The 4090-nt window shown below is 39.0% G+C and carries 3 protein-coding genes; 2 read left to right on the top strand and 1 reads right to left on the bottom strand.

The window, feature by feature from the left end:
• The coding region (locus BA1_RS18015) for a YaaC family protein (protein WP_008362149.1) at positions 1-965 on the bottom strand (965 nt) is incomplete at its 3' end.
• Positions 966-1086: 121 nt separating this feature from the next.
• Between BA1_RS18015 and guaB the strand changes: the two genes are divergently transcribed.
• Complete coding sequence (gene guaB, locus BA1_RS18010; protein WP_008362147.1) at positions 1087-2553, top strand: IMP dehydrogenase; 1467 nt, start codon at positions 1087-1089, stop codon at positions 2551-2553.
• A gap of 160 nt (positions 2554-2713) precedes the next feature.
• Positions 2714-4039 carry a D-alanyl-D-alanine carboxypeptidase family protein gene (locus tag BA1_RS18005; RefSeq protein ID WP_008362145.1) on the top strand — a complete coding sequence of 442 codons (1326 nt, stop codon included), beginning with the start codon at positions 2714-2716 and terminating at the stop codon, positions 4037-4039.
• Positions 4040-4090: the final 51 nt, after the last annotated feature.

Below are 4090 nucleotides of genomic sequence, written 5' to 3'. Positions count from 1 at the left end.
TTCCATTTGGAACTGGTCTTTTTTGTGTTTTCTTCTAGCAGCATCATGATATAAGCTGGAAACTTGTCCTCTGCAATCTCCATATAGCGTTCAATCATGACGTAATCATCACTAATATATTGAGACAGCAGCTCGTACCACCACTCTGTTTCGTAGCGAGCAATCATACTGAGGTTATACATTAACAAGTAATGGCTGATGATTTCAGGGATCCCTAAAAATGCATCTCGTGTTGATGGGATAAACCACTGATTCATTTCTAAATCATAATGAAGATGAGTAGCAAGAGCAGGATTTTCTTCTGAAAATACGTCAAATGTCAGTTTCTTTGCTTCTCTCTGTTTAAGCTTCCAACTTGTATGAAACTCAAAATATTCAATAAAGCGTTCAGCCGACATGTTATAAAGCAATGGAATATGATCCTGAATCAACATGCCATTTGCTTGTTCTACCTTCACTAATGTTGAGGGCTGCTTTTGGAACTCAAGAACATGACTCATTTCTGGTATTTTTGAAAGGAGATGGATCATTGTAAATCGCTCGTCTTCAAGACCATTTAAATGAAATAAGTGCTTTAATACATGCATACATAATCCGTTTCGCTGAATCTTTACTTCATCCTCACTAAAACGATAATGTTGCTTCTTTCTTTTTCTTGAGGTTACACCGTGAGCTAAGACAGAGGTTTGAGATGGATAGTAGGGATCTACTGTCAGTAAACATGCCTTTAGCAGCTGAGCCATTCCATAAAATAATAAAATCGGTTTTAGTTCGAGTGGAGCTATGGCAGCTTGTTCATAGAATGTATGACCATGTTTTAAAAAGTAAATAAATCGCTCACAGTTTTTATAGGCGTGTTGGTTTGCATCCTGAATGTTCCGTTTCTCGTATTGTTGAAATAGAAACTTCTGGGAAGTTTCGAGTGAGTAAAAACGTTTTAAATCCTTCCATCCTGAACTGTTCATCTTCTTCCTCAACTCTCTAATTATTTTCTAAAAATTGCAACTGTTTGTTGCTTCCTTGACATGCTGTTTCCTAGTTGATAATCTACATATAATATTTTGCCGAAAAGAGGGGGATTTACTAATGTGGGAAAGTAAATTTTCAAAAGAAGGTTTGACGTTTGACGATGTGTTGCTTGTTCCAGCAAAATCTGAGGTGCTTCCGCGCGACGTCAATTTATCAGTTGAGTTAACAAGCACTTTAAAGCTGAACATTCCGATTATTAGTGCGGGAATGGACACTGTGACCGAATCACAAATGGCGATTGCAATGGCACGTCAAGGTGGTCTTGGAATCATTCATAAAAACATGTCCATTGAGCAGCAAGCAGAACAAGTGGACAAAGTAAAACGCTCAGAGCGTGGCGTTATTACCAATCCATTTTTCTTAACACCAGATCATCAAGTATTCGACGCAGAACATTTAATGGGTAAATATCGTATTTCTGGTGTACCGATTGTCAATAACGAACAGGATCAAAAGCTTGTTGGGATTATTACGAACCGTGACCTTCGTTTTATTTCGGATTATTCAATGAAGATTAGCGACGTGATGACAAAAGAGGAACTTGTGACAGCTTCTGTTGGAACAACATTAGAAGAAGCTGAAAAAATCCTACAGCAATATAAAATTGAAAAATTACCTCTTTTAGATGACGAAGGAACGTTAAAAGGTCTCATCACCATCAAAGATATTGAAAAAGTGATTGAATTCCCTAACTCCTCTAAAGATGCACATGGCCGTTTAATTGTTGGTGCCGCTGTTGGTGTCACTGGCGATACCATGACTCGTGTGAAAAAATTAGTAGAAGCCAATGTTGATGTGATTGTTATTGATACAGCACACGGTCATTCTCAAGGTGTCCTAGACACTGTATCGAAAATCCGTGAAACGTATCCTTCTCTTAACATCATTGCTGGTAATGTTGCAACAGCTGAAGCAACAAAAGCATTGTTTGAAGCAGGAGCAGATATTGTGAAAGTTGGTATCGGACCAGGATCCATTTGTACAACACGTGTTGTTGCAGGTGTTGGTGTGCCACAAATCACAGCGATCTATGACTGTGCAACAGAAGCAAGAAAACATGGTAAAGCTATTATTGCAGATGGTGGAATTAAATATTCAGGTGATATCGTGAAAGCATTAGCCGCTGGTGGACATGCTGTTATGTTAGGAAGCCTTCTTGCTGGTACATCTGAAAGCCCAGGAGAAACAGAAATTTTCCAAGGTAGACGCTTCAAAGTTTATCGCGGTATGGGTTCTGTGGCTGCAATGGAAAAAGGCAGTAAAGATCGTTACTTCCAAGAAGATAATAAAAAATTCGTTCCAGAAGGTATCGAAGGCCGTACACCATACAAAGGACCAGTTGTTGATACTGTGTACCAACTTGTTGGCGGAATTCGTTCTGGTATGGGCTATTGTGGAACAAAGGACTTACGCTCACTTAGAGAAGAAGCTCAGTTCATTCGCATGACTGGTGCTGGTCTTCGTGAGAGCCATCCACATGATGTACAAATTACAAAAGAATCACCAAACTACACAATTTCTTGATAAATTGTGACAATCAAATTACATTTGACAGGGTCTATGACTCTGTCTATTTTTTTTGTCTTTATTGTGATAAAATTTATACTGTTGTGTTGAAATAAGCCCTTGTGGATTAAATATATATGAAAAACGTCGAAAAAAGATGAATACGGAGGTATGACGATTGAACAGCAAGATGTTGAAACAGCTTATGGTCTCTATCCTTGCACTGACATTGATTGTTACAGCGTTTACACCAATGTCCAAAGCAAAAGCGGCTGAAGATCCATTCAATGTGAATGCGAAAGCAGCCATCCTTATTGAAGCTTCTACAGGTAAAATTCTTTATAGTAAAAACGCAGAACAAAGACTGCCTATTGCAAGTATGGCAAAGATGATGACAGAGTATCTATTGCTAGAGGCTATTTCTGAAGGCAAAGTGAAATGGGATCAAACATATACGCCAGATGATTATGTGTACGAAATTTCTCAGGATCGCAGTTTATCAAATGTTCCTTTGAGAAAAGACGGCTCGTATACAGTGAAAGAACTTTATCAAGCAACGGCTATCTATTCAGCAAATGCCGCAGCAATTGGTTTAGCAGAGGTGATCGCTGGTTCAGAATCGAAGTTTGTTGAAAAAATGAACGCAAAAGCGAAAGAACTTGGTTTAACCAATTACAAATTCGTGAATGCAACTGGACTAGAAAATAAAGACTTGCATGGCAAACAGCCAAAGGGTACGGGTCCTAATGAAGAAAGTGAAGTATCTGCAAAGGATATGGCATTGCTTGCACAGCATCTCATCAAAGATCATCCAGAAATTCTTAAAACAGCAAGCATCGCAAAAACAAAGTTCAGAGAAGGCACAGATGATGAAATGGACATGCCAAACTGGAACTTCATGCTGAAAGGACTTGTGAAAGAATATGAAGGAGTAGACGGTCTGAAAACAGGCTCTACTGATTCAGCAGGTTCTAGCTTCACAGGTACAGCAAAACGCGGTGACATGCGCGTGATCGCAGTTATTCTGAATGCAAAAGGTAATCTTCATACAGCTCGTTTCGACGTGGCGAAAAAACTGTTCGACTATGCTTTTAAAAACTTTACAATGAAAGAAATGTACAAAAAAGGTCAACAGATCAAAGGACATGAAAACATCGAAGTCGATAAAGGGAAAGATAAAGAAGTGCCCGTCGTCACGAAAGAAGCTTTCTCTGTGCCAGTCAAAAATGGAGACGAGAAGAGCTATAAAGCAAAAGTGAATTTTGATCAAAAGAACTTAGAAGCTCCTATTAAAAAAGGAACGAAAGTTGGCATGCTGACGACTTCTTATTCTGGTGATGAGAAGGACTACGGCTATTTGAATAAAGACCAATCAGGTGTCGAGCTTGTGACGAAAACAGGCGATGAAAAAGCAAACTGGTTTATCCTTGCAATGCGCGGTGTAGGTGGATTTTTCGCTGGCATTTGGGGCGGAATCGTTGACACAGTAAAAGGTTGGTTCTAATAAAAAACTGCTCTCATGCATTAGACTAACCTAGTCAAATGGGACATAAAA

The sequence above is a fragment of the Bacillus xiamenensis genome, assembly GCF_000300535.1.
GTDB lineage: Bacteria > Bacillota > Bacilli > Bacillales > Bacillaceae > Bacillus > Bacillus xiamenensis.
Note: the sequence above shows the minus strand (reverse complement) of the source record. Positions and strands in the feature narration are given on the sequence as shown.